The sequence below is a fragment of the Lichenicola cladoniae genome, assembly GCF_013201075.1.
In the GTDB taxonomy this organism is placed as follows: domain Bacteria; phylum Pseudomonadota; class Alphaproteobacteria; order Acetobacterales; family Acetobacteraceae; genus Lichenicola; species Lichenicola cladoniae.
In genome coordinates this window covers 2,129,660-2,143,020 of record NZ_CP053708.1, presented here as the reverse complement: position 1 = coordinate 2,143,020, position 13,361 = coordinate 2,129,660, and the positions used below count along the sequence as shown (strand labels likewise).

Genomic DNA, 13,361 nt, shown 5'->3' with positions numbered 1-13,361 from the left:
TCCATCCATCAGGCCGTCCATCGGGATTGAACCCTTATCCTCAACCCGCCCCATTCTCGCCCGCAGTCGATGCCGCGGTGCCAGAGGCTGCCGGGCGTCGCGCCAGCCGCCGCAAGGCAGCGACGTTACGGAAGAACTCACGGAACGGCATTGCCGGGCTGCCGATCACGTCGGCACCCGGTTCCACATCCGACATGACACCGCACTGGGCACCGACGCGAGCCTTCCGGCCAATGCGTATATGGCCGATCAACCCTGCCTGCGCCGCGATCGTCACGTAATCCTCAAGCTCGGTCGAGCCGGAGATGCCTGCTTGAGACACCACGATACAGCAGCGACCAAGCCGCACGTTGTGCCCGATCTGCACCAGATTGTCGAGCCGCGAGCCGGCGCCGATGACGGTGTCCTGCGCTGAACCGCGGTCGATGGCGGCATTGGCGCCGATTTCCACATCGTCCTCGATCAGGACACGGCCGAGTTGCGGAACGGTGACGAAACCCGCCTTACCGACAGCAAATCCGAAACCTTCCTGACCGATCCGGGCGCCTGGAAACAATGTCACGCGATCGCCGAGTATGCTGTGGCTGACGCTTGCATGGGTCCCGATCCGGCAGTCGCTGCCTATAATCACCCCGGCGCCGATCGATGCGTGCGAGCCGATCGAGCATCCGGCGCCAACGACCGCATCCCTACCCACGAACGCGAAGGCACCGATCTCGGCCGACGGATCGATCAGGGCACCCGGCTCGACGACGGCACTGGGATGAATGCTCCCGGAGACCGACAAGCGTGGGTGGAACAGCGAGGCGACCAGCGCCCAGGCAAGATACGGGTCGGGTGTGACCAGGGCCGTGCTGGTCGCCGGCACCTGGTCGGCAAACGCCGGCGAGACGATCACCACCCCTGCCCGGGTCAGCGCGAGCTGCTTCAGGTAACGCCGGTTGTCCAGGAAGCTGACCTGATCCGGTCCTGCAGCCTGCAGCGGTGCCACGCCGGTAAACGACGCGGCAACACCGTTCGCCCGGTTCGAGGTCGGTAGGCTGGCCGAGATGCACTCGGCCAGCCGCTCCAGACCGAACGGACCGCTGCGCGCAAAGAAACGCGCATCGCCCGGCGCGTCTGATGCCGGTGAGAGCATTACTTCTTGGTCGCCGCTGCCGGTGCCGGGGCCGGGGCCGGTGCCGTCGCGGGTGCCGGGGCAGTCGCTGCGACGGGCGTCGGGCCCGGGTTCGCCGTCGTCGGATAGGTTCCGGTCTTGGCCAGCTGCTCCGGATCGACGCCATCGGCGGGGATGAACACCGCGGGCAGCGTCGTGTTGAGCTGGTTGACCACCTGCGGGGTGACGTCGAACTCGGGCATGTTCAGGGCGACCTGTTCACGATGCAGCACGAAGTTCATGCCGTGCGACGCCGCGACCTGCTTGATCACCTGCACCAGCTCCCGCTCGATCTGGCCGATCGCGACCTGCGCCGCGTCCTGGATGATGCGGTTGCGGTTGCGGAAATCCTTCTGCGCAGCCTGGACGCGCGCCTGGAGTGCATGGACACGGCCCTGCAGCTGCTCATTGCTCAGGCCCTTGGCAGCCTGGATCTGCTGCTGGGTATCGCGCCAGCTTGCCTGTTCCTTCTGGGCTTCCTGGTTCAGCTTGTCGCGGCGGGCACCGAGCACCTTCTCAACCTGCTGGGCGGCGAACGATTGACGCATCACGTCCGGCACGCTGATCAGGCCGAATACCGCAGCCGGAGGGGGAGCGCTCTTGGGCAGCTCGGCTAGTGTCGGAATCGGCGGCAGCGGCAGGACCGGCTGCACCTGCGGACCCTGAGCCTGACCTTGCCCCCCGCCCTGGCTGTCATCCTGCAAAGGTTCGGGCTGCGGTACCGCGACCGGGGCCTGACGCGCCTCCGGCGTGCCGGTGCGACGATGGGCAGCGGGAGCGGTATCGGCTGCGGGCTGGCTGCTCTTCGGGACGAACCAGCCGCCGCTTTGCTGTGCGTGCGCAGACGTCAACGCGGCTGAGGTGAATGCAAGCGGAGCCTGCGCGAGAAGGGCGCCCGCGAAAAGCAGGGCGCCGGTAGAACGAGACATAGTCACCTCAGAATTGCGAGCCGAAGCCGAAACGGAAGACTTGTTGTTTGTCGGAGTTCTGCTTCACCACCGGGAGACCGAGATCGACGTTGATCAGGCCGAACGGGCTTTTCCATGAAACGCCGACGCCGGTGCCGACGCGCGGACGCAGATTGTTGCCGAGAATCGCATCGCCACTCGGGTTGGGAATATTGTTGAGCACGCGAGATCCGGACAGGCCGCCCACATCGACGAAGTAACGTCCGGACAGGCCGAGATCAGGAGACAGCGGCAGCGGGAAGTTCAGCTGCGTGGACTGGGTATAGATGAACCGGCCACCAAGGGCATCGGTCGCCAGATGCTGGTTGGTCGGCTTCGAATAGGGACCGACACCGCCGTCGTAGAAGCCGCGCAGATTGTCGCCGCCGAGGTAGAAGTTGTCGACGATGTCCTGGCGGCCACCACCATAGTCGGCCAAGTAGCCGGCGCCGGCCTTGAGCGAGATCGTCCAGTCATGGTTGCCGGTCAGGTAATCGAGCGGGATGTAGTACGAGGTGTCGATCTTGGTGCGGACGTATTTCTCGTTTCCGCCCAGGCCGGCAACATCGACGCCGGCGGTGATGATGTAGCCCTTGTGCGGTGCCGACCGGCTGTCGCGGCGATCGTAGGCGAGTGTCGTCCCGACCTGCGACAGGTTCGACGTCCCATGCTCGGCCTGCACGTAGATGCTGGCCGCCGAATAGACGTTGTTCACGTTGCGGTGGATCAGCGAGTAGTTCCACGACTGCGACAGATAACGGTTGAAGGCGTAGCCGATACGGGCCGTCGCACCGATCCTGGTCTCGTAATAGTTCTGGACGCTCGAGCTGTTGCCCTCGGTCTGGATGTCGAACAGGTCGATGCCGGCTACCATGTTGCGGCCGAGGAAGTATGGGTCGGTGATCGATAGGTCGACCTGGTTTTCATACTGAGCGACCGTGCCGGTCAGGCTGGCATCGATCCCGGTGCCGACCAGGTTCGACTGCCTGATACCGGCGTTGCCGAGAACACCGGCATCCGTCGAATAACCACCACCAAGGGTGATCTGCCCGGTCGGCTTCTCGGAAATGTTGGCGTTGACGTTGACCCGGTCGGGCGCGGAGCCCGGCGCGGTATCGATCGTCACGCTGTTGAAGAAGCCCAGATCCTGCAGGCTCTGCTTTGACCGGCGCTGCTGTGCCGGGGTGAACGGGTCGCCCTCGGCAAAGTCGAACTGCCGGCGGATCACGTGATCCTGGGTGATGGTGTTGCCGTTGATGTCGATGCGATCGACATAGACCCGCGGGCCGTCGCTCACGTCGAACAGCAGGTCGACCGTGTGGTTGTCGGTGTTGCGAGCTATCTCGGGCTTCACCGAGGCGAAGGGCTGGCCTGTCGCCTGCAGTCGATCCTGAAGCCCCTCGGCGACATGCTGGATGTCGTCGCCGTCGTACCACTGGTGCTCGTAGAGGGCGATCAGCGGGCGCAGGCTTTCGGACGTGACGTGGCGCAGGGACGACTTCACCTCGATATGCCCGATGCGATAGCGCGGGCCCTCGTTGATGGTGAACGTCACGTAGAACGACTTGCGATCCGGGGAGAGCTCCGCAGTCGAATCGGCGACGGTAAAATCGACGTAGCCGTTACGGAGGTAGAAGCGCCGCAGCAGTTCGGCGTCGTACTTGACGCGGTCCGGATTGTACTCGTCCGACGACGAGAAGAACCGGTACCAGGCGCTCTGCTTGGAGGTGATGACCTGCGCCAGCCTCGCCTCGCTGAACGCCTTGTTGCCGACGAAGCTGACCTTCTGGATCAGCGTCAGCTCGCCCTCGGTGATCTGGAAGATCACGTCGACCCGGTTATGCGACAGGCGGATGATCTGCGGCGTCACGGTGACGGCGTAACGTCCCTTCTGGGCATACAGGTCGAGGATCTTCTGGCGGTCGCGGCTGGCGGTCTCGGAGGTGTAGACGGCGCGGGGCCGCAGGCCGATCTCCTTGCGGATATCCTCGTCCTTGGCAGCGTGGTTACCCTCGAACGAGATGCGGTTGACGATCGGATTCTCGATTACCGTCACCAGCAGAGTGCCGCCGTCGCGGTGCAGCGTGACATCCCGGAACAAGCCGGTCGCGTAGAGCGTCTTGAGGCTGCGATCGAGCTGTTCCTGGTTGAACGGCTCACCGGCCTGGACGACGAGGTAGGACAGGATCGTGCCCGTCTCGATACGCTCGTTGCCCTTGATCCGGATCGCCTCGATCGTGCCACCGCTCGCGACCGGCACGGTGCCGGAACGATGCTGCGACGGATGCGCGGCGCGATGCCGGACCTGGCCGGAGGCCGGCTGGGTCGCAGGATGCGACTGCGCGACGTCCTGGGCCTGAGCCGGAACATCGAGGGCGAAAGGGACAAGGCAGGCCGAAGCGAGCAGCGCAGAACGTTTACCGGACAAGACGACCCATCCCCCACACGCGATGACGTTCCATCGAGGAACAGTATCGCCCGCTTGCTTCATGCCGGGTGCGGCACCAACTGTCGGTAACCGCCGGCTGCACCCACTCGCGCCGAGCTACCCGAATATAAGGCGAGAGCGCAAGCACGCTCCTGCCGTTACGTGCCGTTGTTCAACCAATCACGTGACGAAGCCAGTCGAACAGGCCGAACTGGGTCAAGTCGTTGACGGTCGCGAACAGGAATATCCCGACGATCAGCATGAAGCCGGCGCGGAAGCCGTATTCCTGGACGCCTCGAGAAACCGGCCGGCCGCGAAGGGCCTCGATCGCGTAGAACACCAACCTGCCGCCATCCAGCACCGGCACCGGCAGCAGGTTCACCATGCCGAGGTTGATCGACAGGATCGCCATGAAGGTCAGCAGGCTGGTGAAGCCGGCAGCGGCGAATTGGCCGGACATCTGCGCGATCCTGAGCGTACCCCCGAGGTGAGACGGGCTGACATGGCCGGTTATGATCTGCCAGAAGCCGGACACCCAGCCCACCATCACCACGCCTGTCGTCTGTATGGCGGCGACGAAGGCCTCACCCGGGGAAACATGCTTCGGCGGCGGCAGCTGCGCCTGGACGCCGAGTTGCCCGGTCGCCTGGCCGCCACTCGTCGTCGAACCGAGCTTGACCGGGAGATCAAGCTCGTGGCCGTCGCGCAGCACCGTGAGCCGCACCTGGCGCCCAGGGCTGGCACCGATCAGCCGCTGCAGGTTCGCGAAATTGGGAATCGACACGCCGTCGACCTGTTCGATCACGTCGCCCGGCTTGATCCCCGCCTTGTCGGCAGGGCTACCCACGCTCACGCCGCCGATGCTCGGCCGCAGAGCCGCATAGTCCGACTGGTCCGCCGGCTTGCCGCTGATCGCGAACACCACCGCGAACAGCACGATCGCCAGGAGGAAGTTGAAGATCGGGCCGGCGGCGATGACGATGGCACGGCTCAGGACCGGCTTGTCGTGAAAGGTGCGTCCCGGCAGCCAGGTCGAACGGGTCTCAGGCGAGGCCTCTTCCGGCCCCTCGAAGCCATGCGGCTTCACGTAGCCGCCAATCGGCAGGATGCAGATGCGCCATTCGGTGCCGTGCTTGTCGCGCCAGCGGAACAGCGGCTTGCCGAAGCCGATCGAGAATACCTCGACATGCACGCCCCGCCACCGTGCCGCCGAATAATGGCCAAGCTCGTGGATGAACACCAGCACGCCCAGCACGACGGCTGCCGCAAGAACGGTCCGAAGAAAGTCGGGTATCATGATGAGCGCTGTCTCCTGTGCCGCGGCCGCGTCAAGCAGCGCGGGACGACGCGTGCAGCCCTGCCTGCCGCCGCGCCTCCTGGTCCCAGTATAGCACAGCTTCGAGCGTGTCGGCGGCTTGCGCCCCGATCCGGTCAAGCACCGCCTCTACCATGCGGGCAATATCGAGGAAGCCGATCCGTCGTGCGAGGAAAGCCTCCACCGCGACCTCGTTCGCGGCCGACAGGATCGCCGGCGCGGCACCTCCCGCGGCAAGTACCGCACGCGCCAGCCGCAACGCCGGGAACCGGACCATGTCCGGCGCCTCGAAGGTGAGCTGCGCCACGCGTGCGAGATCGAGCCTGGGCGAGTTCGTCTTCATACGCTTCGGCCAGGCCAGCGCATGCGCGATCGGGATGCGCATGTCCGGCGAACCGAGCTGCGCGAGCAGGCTGCCATCGGTGTATTGGACCAGTCCGTGGACCACCGATTGCGGATGCACCAGAACATCGATCCGCTCGCTCGGGAGGCCGAAGATGCGAGCCGCCTCGATCACCTCGAGGCCCTTGTTGAACAGGGTCGCCGAGTCGATGGTGATCTTGGCGCCCATCGACCAGACCGGATGACGAAGGGCGACTTCAGGAGGTGCGCGTTCCATTTCCTCGATCGAGGCGGTCCGGAACGGTCCGCCTGACGCGGTCAGGATGATTTTCTCGACCTGGTCGGCCTGTCGATCGGCCATCGCCTGGAAGATCGCGTTGTGCTCTGAATCGACCGGCAGCAGGGTGGCTCCGGCATCCGCCACGGCGCGCAACATCACGTCGCCTGCGCAGACCAGCGCTTCCTTGTTGGCCAGCGCGATTGCCCCGCCGCCCTTGATGGCTTCCAGCGTCGGGGCCAGGCCCGCGGCACCGGTGATTGCCGCCATGGTCCAATCGACCCGTTCACCAGCCGCATCGCACACCGCCTGCCGACCCGCCGAGGTGTGTATGCCGGTGCCGGCGAGCAAGCTCGCCAGCTCGGCATGACAGCTCTCGTCGGCGATCACCGCGTGGGATGCATCGAGCGCCTTCGCCTGCTCGGCGAGCTTGGCAGCGTTGCGGCCTCCGACCAGCACCGCGACCCGGTACTGGTCCGGCGCCTGGAGCAGCAGATCGACGGTATTGGCGCCGATGCTGCCGGTACTGCCGAGGATGGTCACGCTCTTCATGTGGTCAGTCCTTGGGCACGGAAGATGCCGGCCCTGACGGAGAAGCGGGCGGGGATACGGCTTGCACACCGGCATACCAGAAGCCCTGGCCGGTTGGCGCTGCGAGCGACAACATCGCGGCGAGCGGAGCTGCGGCGAGGAGCCCGTCGAACCGGTCGAGCAAGCCGCCATGGCCCGGTATCGACCGGCCGGAATCCTTGACCCCGCACCGGCGCTTGAACGCACTTTCGGCCAGATCGCCGGCCTGGCTGGCGATTCCCAGCAGCAGGCCGAAACCGAGCCCGCGCAGCGCCGATGCCGCCGCACCGACGGGCGAGGGCAGCAGCAGCGCCAGCACGGCGCCGACCAGCATCGCGCCGGCCAATCCGCCAAGTGAACCGGACCGCGTCTTGCCGGGCGAAATCCGCGGCGCCAGCTTGGGGCCGCCGATGGCCCGGCCGGCGACGTAGGCGAAGGTATCGCTGGCCCAGACCACCAGGATCACGAACAGCACGCCGTCGTAGCCGCTGCCGGTCGCGAAACGAAGCCAGAGCAGGCCGATGCCGCCGATCCCGATCGCGACGGAACCTATTCCGATCCACGGCCCGAGCGCCAGCGGTGCGAGAAGCATCAGCAGCGCCTCGTTCCAGCGTCCGACGGTGAGCGTCGCGATGCAGGCGATCGCCGGCCAGGCCAGCAGCACGATCCCGCGCAGGCTGCGGGCCGGTTGCTGCAGCATACCGGCCCATTCGGATCCGAGACCCACCATCCCCACTAGGACCAGCCCGACGAATGGCCACGAGCCGAGCCCCACGCACAGCAGCCCGAGCGGTGCCAGGATCGCCGCCGATATCAGGCGCAGTCGAAGATCGCGCCAGTTCCGCGGCTTTTTGGCCGCAGGATCCGCCGGGCTGGCTGATACCGCCTCAGCCAGGACGCGCACCGAAGCGGCGTTCACGCTGGTTGAAGGCGGTGAGGGCAGCGGCGAAGTGGCTGGCGTCGAAGTCCGGCCAAAGCACGTCCAGGAACACCAGTTCGGCATAGGCCGACTGCCAAAGCAGGAAATTCGACAGCCTGCATTCACCGCTGGTGCGGATCACCAGGTCCGGGTCCGGGATCCCGGTGGTCGACAGAAACCGCGCAAATCCGGCCTCGTCGAGCTTGGCCGGATCCAGCGTGCCGGCCTTCACCGCCTCCGCCACCTTCAGGGCCGCCTGCAGTATCTCGCCGCGCGCGCCGTAGGACAAAGCTACCACCATGGTCAGGCGGGTATTGCCGGCGGTCAGTCGCTCCGCGGCCTCGAGTTCGGCACGAACCTCCGGTCCGAACCGCTCATGCTCGCCGATCACCCGGACCCTGACGCCCTCGCGATGCAGTTCGGAGATCTCGTTGCGCAGGTAATGGCGCAACAGGCCGGTCAGGTCGGTAACCTCGTCGGCCGGGCGACCCCAGTTCTCGCTGGAGAACGCGTAGAGCGTCAGCCAGCGGACCTTGTTCTGGATGGCCGCCTGGATGACGCGCTTCACCGCCTTCGCGCCGGCCCGATGGCCCGCGACGCGCGGCAATCGGCGGGCGGCGGCCCAACGGCCGTTGCCGTCCATGATGACGGCAACATGATCGCACACCTTCGTCGCAGTCGTTCCGGCAGGAACAGCGGCAGGCGACGCGGCCAGGCTCGCGGCCTGGAGCAATGCGGAGACTGGATCGGCCAAGCGCGTCAGACCTGCTTGATCTCGCGGTCCTTCTCCGCGAGATTCTCGTCGATCCGGCGCACGTAGGAATCCGTCAGTTTCTGCACGACGTCCGACCATTCCTTGACGCTGTCCTCGGCAATCTCGGTCTTTTTCTCGAAGCCCTTGATCTGGTCCATGCCGTCGCGACGCACGCCGCGGATCGAGATCTTGGCGTTCTCCGCATAGCGCCCGGCTGCCTTGGCGAGCTCGACCCGGCGCTCGGCGGTCAGCAACGGGATCGGCACCCTGACGATCTGGCCGTCGGAGGCGGGGTTCAGGCCGAGCCCGGCATCGCGGATCGCCCGCTCGACAGCGCCAACCAAGGTGCGGTCCCAGACCTGGACGGTGACCATGCGTGCCTCGGGAACGGCGATGGTCGCAACCTGGGTGATCGGAACCTCGCCGCCATAGGCCTCTACCCGAACCGGCTCAAGCAGGGCCGGGCTCGCACGACCACTGCGCAGGCCGGTGAAGTCGCGCCGCAAGGTCTCGATCGCACCGTCCATGCGGCGCGTGAGATCCTCTTTGAGGGTATTCAGGTCAGCCACTTGACGTCTCCCCCGGCAACCGGCCTCTGACCTGGCTGCGTCGTGTCGAGGCCGATGGACGGCCAATCAAACGCGGGCAGGCGCCCGCGACCAAGATGACGTGTCTAGGACGGATCGACGATGCGTGTGAACCGCCCCTCGCCCCGGATGACTTTCGCGAAGGCGCCCGGCATGTGGATGTTGAACACGATGATCGGCAGGCTGTTCTCACGCGCCAGGCTGATCGCCGATGCGTCCATGACGTTCAGGTCCTGCGTCAGCACGTCGAGGTAGGTCAGCTCCTCGTAACGGGTCGCGTTCGGGTCCAGACGCGGATCGGCGGAATACACGCCATCGACCTGCGTGCCCTTGAACAGCGCCGTGCAATTCATCTCGGCGGCGCGAAGGGCTGCGGCCGTATCGGTCGTGAAGAACGGGTTGCCGGTGCCGGCGGCGAAGATCACCACCCTGCCCTTTTCCATGTGCCGGACCGCCCGCCTGCGGATGTAGGGCTCTGCGATGCTCGACATGTGGATCGCCGACATCACCCTGGTATCGACGTCGCAATTCTCGAGCGCGTTCTGCATCATCAGCGCGTTGATCACGGTCGCCAGCATACCGGCATAATCGCCCTGGGCCCGCTCCATGCCGCGCGCGGCCGCCGCAATACCCCGGAAGATGTTGCCGCCGCCGATAACCAGCCCAACCTCGACGCCCATGCGGTGCACGTCGGCGACATCGTTGGCGATCGCCGAGACGGTCTCCGGGTCAAGCCCGAAGCTGCCCTTGCCCATCAGCGCCTCGCCGGACACCTTGAGCAGGACGCGACGATAGGTCGGCGAGATTTCGGGCGCGCCAGGGTTCGGTTCGGCGGAAGGTCCGGTCATCGATCCTCAAGAGCTAGGGCGGGAGCCAGGGCGGTGGCGGTGCCGCAGGCAACATAGTGCAACGACGCGATCCTCATAATCCCCAGCCATTCTGACGACAAGCGTCACGGCCCGGGATAACCCGGATGCCCCTCGGGCGATCAGTCGAGTTCGTCGAGGCCGATCGCACGGAGACGAGCCCGTTCCTCGTCCCAGCCGGCGCGTTCCTTGACGTTCAGGAACAGGTGGCACGGCCGCTCCAGCAACGATGCCAGCCCATGCCGCGCCTTCTGGCCGATCTCCTTGATGCGGCTGCCGTTCTCGCCGATCAGGATCGCCTTGTGGCCGGCGCGCGACACATAGATCGTGACCTCGATCCGCACCGAGCCGTCCGGCTTCTCCTGGAAGCTTTCGGTCTCGGCGGTGCACGCGTACGGGATCTCCTCCTGCGTCTGCAGGAAAATCTGCTCGCGTACGAGCTCGGCCGCCAACAGGCGGTCCGGCAGGTCGGTCAGGTCGTCTTCGGGGTAGAGGAACGGACTGTCCGGCAGCGCCAGCGCCAGCGCATCGAGCAGGTCGTCGAGCCCATCGCCCTTGCGTGCGCTCACCATGTAGACGTGTTCGAACGGAACCAGCTCGGACAGCGACTGGGTCAGCGGCAGCAGCAGGCCGCGTTCGATCAGGTCGGTCTTGTTCAGCACCAGCCAGGTGCGGCGCCGCGTGGTCTTCAGCCGCTCGGCGATCGCCCGGACGCCCTCGGTGATGCCCTTCTGGCTGTCGATCAGCAGGAGCGTGATGTCCGCATCCTCGGAACCGGTCCAGGCGGCGGCGACCATGGCCCGGTCCAGCTTGCGCTTCGGCTTGAAGATGCCCGGCGTATCGACCAGCAGGATCTGCGCGCTGACGTCGGCGATCTTGCGCATCAGGATGCCGAGCACGCGGAAGCGCGTCGTCTGCGCCTTCGGGCTGACGATCGACAGCTTGGCGCCGGTCAGCTTGTTCAGCAGCGTCGACTTGCCGGCGTTCGGCGCGCCGACGATCGCCACGAATCCGCAGCGCTGGGTTATCTGTTTCGTTGGTGTTTCATCGCTCATGCGAGCTGACTTAGCAGATCGGAAGCCGCTAGGCTCTCTGCTGCACGCTTGGCTCCCGCCTCACCGGTGCCGGACCGGCCGTTCGCCTCGACCCTGATCACGAACCGTGGCGCATGCGACGGTCCCTCGGCGGATGCCACCGTATAGATCGGCAGCGCCAGCCCGCGACCGAGCAGCCACTCCTGCAGCGCGGTCTTGGCATCCTTGGGCGGCAGCGCCTGCCCGGTCATCGCCGCGTTCCAGGCCTGGTGAACGAAGCGACGCGCCGGATCCAGCCCACCATCCAGGTATGTCGCACCCAGCACCGCCTCGACCGAGTCCGCCAGCACGTTGGCGGCATCGCGTATCCCGGCACGCTCCTCGTGCGGAGCCACGTCGAGCGCCTCGCGCAGGCCGAGATCGATCGCGATCCGGGCCAGCACCGGCCGCGACACCAGCTGTGCCAGACGCGGGCCGAGCTTGCCCTCCTGCTCGTCCGGAAACCGGCTGATCAGCCATTCGGCCATCAGCAGTCCCAGCACCCGGTCGCCGATGAACTCGAGCCGCTCGTTCGAGCCGAGGCCCTTCTGGGTCGTACGACGGCCGCGCTTGTGACCGCCGCCCGGCGCGGTGCCGGCGGTCTGGGCCTCATGGGCCGCGGACCGATGCGTGAGTGCCTCGCGCAACAAGGCCGGCTTATGGAACTGCCATCCGATGACCCCCTCGACCTTCGCCATGGCAACGGCCAGCGGCGAGGCGGGCTCGTGCATTTCCGGGAGGATCGCGCTCACCTGGTTCAGCGCACCCAGCTCAGCAACCGGTTCCAGCGGATCTCTGCCGGCCACTGCCAGAACTGCCAGACCGGGTGACGGGCATCGTAAGAGAAGAAGATCAGTTCGGCCTTGCCGACCAGGTTCTCGATCGGGATGTAGCCGAGATCATCCATGAAGCGGCTATCCGCGCTGTCGTCCCGGTTGTCGCCCATGGCAAAGAAATATCCCGCAGGAACAACATAGTCCGGCGTGTTGTTCTGCATGCCTTCGTCGGTCAGGCGCAGGATCTTGTGGATGACGTCCTTATGGCCACCGCTGCCTGGCAATGTCTCGGTGAAGAGCCGGCCCTGCAATTCGCTGCGATGCTCGTCGATGGCGACATAGTCGCCGTCGTCGCTGCGCGGGACTTGGGTGCCGTTGAGGTAGAGCAATCCGTCACGCACCTGCACGTGATCCCCGGGCAGCCCGACGATGCGCTTGATGTAGTCGATCGAGGTGTCGCGCGTGTAGCGGAACACCGCTACGTCGCCCCGGTGCGGCGCCGAATAGAGGATGCGCCCGGAGAACAGGTTGGGTGAGAACGGCAGCGAGAATTTCGAGAAGCCGTAGGACGGCTTCGACACGAACAGGTAGTCGCCGACCTGCAGCGTCGGGATCATCGAGCCGGACGGGATGTTGAACGGCTCGAACGCCACGGTCCTCACCACCACCGCGATCAGCAACGCATAGACCACGGTCCGGATGGTCTCGCCGAGCCCGGACCCGGCCGCCGCAGTGGAGCGGGTACGGTTGCGGGCGTTGCGCGAGGCGTTCTTGAACGGTGTCATGAGGTGGATTGTGTCCGGTCTGTGCTGGTCCGGGATGGCGCATGGCGCCAGGGGGAGCGGCAGTGTCGTCTCCGGAGCAGGCGGACCGGAGGAAGGCGGATCAAGCCGACGAGGCCATGCCCTGTCAAGCAGAACGCCTGGGTCAGAAGGTGCCGTGCCCTTCGGGCATTGCCTGGATCATCACCTGGGCGAACGCGTAGGGGGGTTCGTCGGTCATCGTCAGCAGCAGGCTCGGATGATGGGCGGCCGGCATCAACCGGCGCAGCCTGATCAACGCGCCCCCGGTGAGGTGCAGGGTCGGCTGGCCACTGGGCAGGTTCACCACGCCCATGTCGCTGTGGAACACACCCTGCGCGAACCCGGTACCGAGCGCCTTGGCGCAGGCCTCCTTGGCGGCCCAGCGCTTGGCGTAGGTCGCGGCCCGCAACGCGCTGGTCCGGCGCTCGGCCTTGGCGCGCTCGATTTCGGTGAAGCAGCGCTCGATGAAGCGCTGCCCGTGTCGTTCCAGCACCCGCTCCACCCGCCTGATGTCGCAGAGGTCGGAGCCCAGCCCGATCATCATCGAC

At 66.1% G+C, this 13,361-nt stretch carries 13 protein-coding genes; all 13 read right to left on the bottom strand.

What is annotated here, in order from left to right:
- Positions 1-40: 40 nt before the first annotated feature.
- The 13 genes from lpxD to acpS all read right to left on the bottom strand — a co-directional run bounded on the left by lpxD (position 41) and on the right by acpS (position 13,357).
- A complete protein-coding gene (gene lpxD / locus HN018_RS09915; protein WP_171834004.1) occupies positions 41-1,138 on the bottom strand; it encodes a UDP-3-O-(3-hydroxymyristoyl)glucosamine N-acyltransferase in 1,098 nt (365 codons plus the stop codon).
- A complete protein-coding gene (locus tag HN018_RS09910; protein WP_171834005.1) occupies positions 1,138-2,085 on the bottom strand; it encodes an OmpH family outer membrane protein in 948 nt (315 codons plus the stop codon). Before HN018_RS09910 ends, lpxD begins: the two co-directional genes overlap by 1 nt.
- A 7-nt stretch (positions 2,086-2,092) precedes the next feature.
- Complete coding sequence (gene bamA, locus HN018_RS09905; RefSeq protein WP_171834006.1) at positions 2,093-4,594, bottom strand: outer membrane protein assembly factor BamA; 2,502 nt, start codon at positions 4,592-4,594, stop codon at positions 2,093-2,095.
- 109 nt (positions 4,595-4,703) lie between these two features.
- Positions 4,704-5,825: an RIP metalloprotease RseP gene (gene rseP, locus HN018_RS09900; protein WP_171834142.1), complete on the bottom strand. Its 1,122-nt coding sequence runs from the start codon at positions 5,823-5,825 to the stop codon at positions 4,704-4,706.
- A gap of 34 nt (positions 5,826-5,859) precedes the next feature.
- Positions 5,860-7,017: a 1-deoxy-D-xylulose-5-phosphate reductoisomerase gene (gene dxr, locus HN018_RS09895; protein WP_171834007.1), complete on the bottom strand. Its 1,158-nt coding sequence runs from the start codon at positions 7,015-7,017 to the stop codon at positions 5,860-5,862.
- Between the two features lie 4 nt (positions 7,018-7,021).
- Positions 7,022-7,939, bottom strand: a complete 918-nt coding sequence (locus HN018_RS09890) for a phosphatidate cytidylyltransferase (RefSeq protein WP_239479183.1) — start codon at positions 7,937-7,939, stop codon at positions 7,022-7,024.
- A complete protein-coding gene (uppS, locus tag HN018_RS09885; protein ID WP_239479274.1) occupies positions 7,923-8,597 on the bottom strand; it encodes a polyprenyl diphosphate synthase in 675 nt (224 codons plus the stop codon). The genes HN018_RS09890 and uppS overlap by 17 nt, the downstream gene beginning before the upstream one ends.
- Before the next feature lie 116 nt (positions 8,598-8,713).
- On the bottom strand, positions 8,714-9,235 hold the full coding sequence (gene frr / locus HN018_RS09880) for a ribosome recycling factor (RefSeq protein ID WP_239479273.1): 522 nt from the start codon (positions 9,233-9,235) through the stop codon (positions 8,714-8,716).
- A 146-nt stretch (positions 9,236-9,381) separates the two neighbouring features.
- Positions 9,382-10,143: a UMP kinase gene (gene pyrH, locus HN018_RS09875; protein ID WP_171834011.1), complete on the bottom strand. Its 762-nt coding sequence runs from the start codon at positions 10,141-10,143 to the stop codon at positions 9,382-9,384.
- 140 nt (positions 10,144-10,283) lie between these two features.
- Positions 10,284-11,216, bottom strand: a complete 933-nt coding sequence (gene era, locus HN018_RS09870; protein WP_171834012.1) for a GTPase Era — start codon at positions 11,214-11,216, stop codon at positions 10,284-10,286.
- Positions 11,213-11,965, bottom strand: a complete 753-nt coding sequence (rnc, locus tag HN018_RS09865) for a ribonuclease III (protein WP_171834143.1) — start codon at positions 11,963-11,965, stop codon at positions 11,213-11,215. The genes era and rnc overlap by 4 nt, the downstream gene beginning before the upstream one ends.
- Positions 11,966-11,991: 26 nt before the next feature.
- Positions 11,992-12,795: a signal peptidase I gene (gene lepB, locus HN018_RS09860; RefSeq protein ID WP_171834013.1), complete on the bottom strand. Its 804-nt coding sequence runs from the start codon at positions 12,793-12,795 to the stop codon at positions 11,992-11,994.
- 142 nt (positions 12,796-12,937) lie between these two features.
- Positions 12,938-13,357 (bottom strand): holo-ACP synthase, encoded by a 420-nt coding sequence (gene acpS, locus HN018_RS09855; protein WP_171834144.1) that lies wholly within the window; start codon positions 13,355-13,357, stop codon positions 12,938-12,940.
- Positions 13,358-13,361 lie beyond the last annotated feature (4 nt).

What these genes read in the sequence shown, in the direction of transcription:
- era (WP_171834012.1), bottom strand. Translation starts at nt 11,216, where the DNA reads ATGAGCGATGAAACACCAACGAAACAGATAACCCAGCGCTGCGGATTC.
- rnc (WP_171834143.1), bottom strand. Translation starts at nt 11,965, where the DNA reads ATGCACGAGCCCGCCTCGCCGCTGGCCGTTGCCATGGCGAAGGTCGAG.
- bamA (WP_171834006.1), bottom strand. Translation starts at nt 4,594, where the DNA reads ATGAAGCAAGCGGGCGATACTGTTCCTCGATGGAACGTCATCGCGTGT.
- dxr (WP_171834007.1), bottom strand. Translation starts at nt 7,017, where the DNA reads ATGAAGAGCGTGACCATCCTCGGCAGTACCGGCAGCATCGGCGCCAAT.
- frr (WP_239479273.1), bottom strand. Translation starts at nt 9,235, where the DNA reads ATGGACGGTGCGATCGAGACCTTGCGGCGCGACTTCACCGGCCTGCGC.
- lpxD (WP_171834004.1), bottom strand. Translation starts at nt 1,138, where the DNA reads ATGCTCTCACCGGCATCAGACGCGCCGGGCGATGCGCGTTTCTTTGCG.
- uppS (WP_239479274.1), bottom strand. Translation starts at nt 8,597, where the DNA reads ATGGACGGCAACGGCCGTTGGGCCGCCGCCCGCCGATTGCCGCGCGTC.
- acpS (WP_171834144.1), bottom strand. Translation starts at nt 13,357, where the DNA reads ATGATGATCGGGCTGGGCTCCGACCTCTGCGACATCAGGCGGGTGGAG.
- pyrH (WP_171834011.1), bottom strand. Translation starts at nt 10,143, where the DNA reads ATGACCGGACCTTCCGCCGAACCGAACCCTGGCGCGCCCGAAATCTCG.
- lepB (WP_171834013.1), bottom strand. Translation starts at nt 12,795, where the DNA reads ATGACACCGTTCAAGAACGCCTCGCGCAACGCCCGCAACCGTACCCGC.
- HN018_RS09910 (WP_171834005.1), bottom strand. Translation starts at nt 2,085, where the DNA reads ATGTCTCGTTCTACCGGCGCCCTGCTTTTCGCGGGCGCCCTTCTCGCG.